This window comes from Pseudodesulfovibrio karagichevae, from assembly GCF_041414475.1.
GTDB lineage: Bacteria > Desulfobacterota > Desulfovibrionia > Desulfovibrionales > Desulfovibrionaceae > Pseudodesulfovibrio > Pseudodesulfovibrio karagichevae.
In genome coordinates, this window is the sequence record NZ_JBGLYH010000125.1 from 1 (window position 1) to 2,807 (window position 2,807).

The 2,807-nt window shown below is 49.4% G+C and carries 3 protein-coding genes; 2 read left to right on the forward strand and 1 reads right to left on the reverse strand.

The window, feature by feature from the left end; all coding sequences use genetic code 11:
• The first annotated feature begins 109 nt into the window (after nucleotides 1-109).
• Nucleotides 110-1,183: a hypothetical protein gene (locus tag AB6M95_RS19610; protein WP_371388432.1), complete on the forward strand. Its 1,074-nt coding sequence runs from the start codon at nucleotides 110-112 to the stop codon at nucleotides 1,181-1,183.
• Between the two features lie 103 nt (nucleotides 1,184-1,286).
• A complete protein-coding gene (locus AB6M95_RS19615; protein WP_371388433.1) occupies nucleotides 1,287-2,318 on the forward strand; it encodes an IS1595 family transposase in 1,032 nt (343 codons plus the stop codon).
• On the opposite strand, the gene AB6M95_RS19620 is transcribed toward AB6M95_RS19615, so the two are convergent.
• Nucleotides 2,270-2,734, reverse strand: coding sequence for a hypothetical protein (locus tag AB6M95_RS19620; protein WP_371388434.1), 465 nt, complete (start codon nucleotides 2,732-2,734; stop codon nucleotides 2,270-2,272). The genes AB6M95_RS19615 and AB6M95_RS19620 overlap by 49 nt on opposite strands.
• Between the last annotated feature and the right edge of the window lie 73 nt (nucleotides 2,735-2,807).

The window sequence follows — 2,807 nt, forward strand, 5'->3', positions numbered from 1 at the left end:
AACGGCATTATGTAGGAGCCGCACAACCGAATAACACCAATTGACTATAGCCCATTGTTGACTCAAGTTCGTCAAGAGAGGTACCACTTGTATAAATAGGGTGTTACAAATGAGAAAAACGAACTTTTTTGATTCAGAAATAGGCAGAATACTCCTTAAATGGCTTGAGAGATTGCTTCTACCCAAGTTTCATAACAAATTGGCTTATGCAATTGTTTTTCTTGGGGCAGGCATGTTGGTAGTATCCCCGAATGGCGAGTTGGTAACAGCGGCTGTAATCTCTGTCGCAGAAAAGTTTTTTGGGCAACTTGACTATCTGAGAAACTTTCATAGCAATCAACAAATATCCCCACTTTGGGGAACAATGGTAATTGGGATTGGAGCTTGTTACCACATAGCATCTTGTGCATTGGGTATTTGGAAAGACAAAAATCAATATCATACTATACCAGAAAGACCAAAGCCTTCTATTGAATCATTTCTAGTATTGCCGGATGGCAATCTGCTACCTGACGAGTATCAAATCGAAGGTTGTACAATAACTGTAGAGAACAAAGATGATATACGAGATTACACAGTGAGCGCAGGCCCACTTGGAATTGGATTTCAGGATTTTTTAAATCATAGCTACAACATCTCATACTACAGAGAACAAGCTGAATACCTAGAGAATTGGGCCGGCGCATGTATCTTTAGGGTTCGAATTAACAATTTAGGACAATCCGCCGTATCGTCTGTTAGGGTCGAAATACATTTCGATCCCGATCACCCTGTTGCCTTTCAGATATCACGATCATTAGAACCATTCCCATCAGAAAAACGCGATATCTATAATATATCATCACTGAATTTTCACAGCGATATTGCAAAAGAATTAAAGATTATTAGGAATAATAATATTTCATTCATTGTGTGGGACATTGGCGACATGCAACCTTCGCGTCAACTTGAAACAGAAATGTTTATATCAGTCAGGTGCTATGAAGATGTAACCTGTCATGTGCGAATTTATTGCAATGAATTTTCACAATATGAAGATAAGGAAATTCATTTTATTAAACCAAAATCAATGATTATTAACAATTTTTCTGAAATATCAGAGGATAATTTCTATGACATCCTTTTCGACTCCTCGCCCCTTCTTGGCGATTTGATTAAGGAAGCAATCGAAAAAGAAAGATAAACTCTTCACCGCAATTTCAAATATTTACGGCAACAATTTGCCATCATTGACTTTTTTCTAAAAGTATGTCATACAATGGTCATCGAAGTCTCTCGGTGAAACCATGCACAACCAACACCATTTGCTCGCAGCTCGGGCACGCACAATATCCCTCCCGGAAATCGCTGGATGGGATGACGAAACGGTTCGCGCCACGTTCCGAAAATTACGCTGGCCCGAGACCGACGGGGATCCCGTGTGCCCAAGATGCGGGTGCATTGACCACTATTATCTGGGCACCAGAGAACAATGGCGGTGCAAGGGATGTGGCTACACCTTTTCCATCACCAGTGGCACCTGGCTGGCTTCCACCAAGTTGCCCCTGCGGACCATCCTCATCGCCATGGTCACCCTGGCCAACGCGGTCAAGGGCATGTCCGCCCTGCAACTGATGCGGCAGCTGGGCGTGCAATACAAGACGGCCTACGTGCTGTACCTGAAGCTTCGGGATGCCCTGTGGCAGACCCGCGACCCGTTCCCGGCAATGACCGGCCAAGTAGAAATGGACGGGGCCTACATGAACCCGTCCAAGCGATATCCGAACAAGGTGGAGGACCGCCAGGAGAAGACGACCTCCTCCAAGCGGCCCAAGCAGTGTATCCTGGCCATGCGCAAACGGTCGCCTCATGGCGGCGGACAGGAAACGCGGGTGAAGGTGGTCACCGAGGAGAACTCGGCGGATATCATGGACTTCGCCATGGACAACATCGCGGGCGGCACCGAGGTCATCACCGACGAACATTCCGGGTACACAGACCTCAGGGCTTACTTCAAGCACACCAGGGTGAACCATAGTATCCATTTCATGGGGCCGGCGGGAGAGAACACCAATATCGTGGAATCCCTGTTCAGCAGGCTTCGGAGATGCGTCTGGGGACAGGTCCATCAGATCAGCGCCCAAAAGCTCTACCTCTACGCCAACGAAATCGCCTATCGGGAGGATGCCAGGAAGTGGGACAACAGGCGGATCGCCTTCGACATGCTTGGGCGGATGCTCACCCTGGAAGATGACGACAAAAAGCCCCGTTTCCGGGGCTACTGGGGCGACTACAGGATACGCAAGGGCGGCGGGGTATCGCTTGGGGTCGCTGCGTAGTTCTTGAAGGCCCATAGCGCTTGGTGGTTTTCGATTTCCCCCACCTTGACCACGATCCGGTAGCCCTGCAAGGCCCGCTTCACGTCCTTGCGGACATCCCGATCCATGCCTTTCCGCTTCTGCACTTCATCGGCGATCTGCCGGGTGGTCAGCGGGCCGCCGTCGGCTTCCTTCAGGATGTCGAAGATCATCCGCTTCAGTTCGCCGTGGATGAAGGTCTTGGTGTACTTCCGCTTGGGCTTGACCGCTTCGGGATCGAATCCCTGGTCCAGAAGGCGCATTGATTCGTCAAGGGCGGCTATCTGGATCTGCTTCTTGCGAAGCCGTCTTCGTAGTTCATCGGCTTCGCCCATCAGTTCCGCTTTCTTGCGGGCCAGGGCCACCATGGCCGGGGATGTTCGGGTTCTCATAGGCATGCCCCCATCGTATGACGGGGGCATGCTTCACTTCAACGCAAGGCTTGTGCGGCTCCTACATAATGCCGTTTTC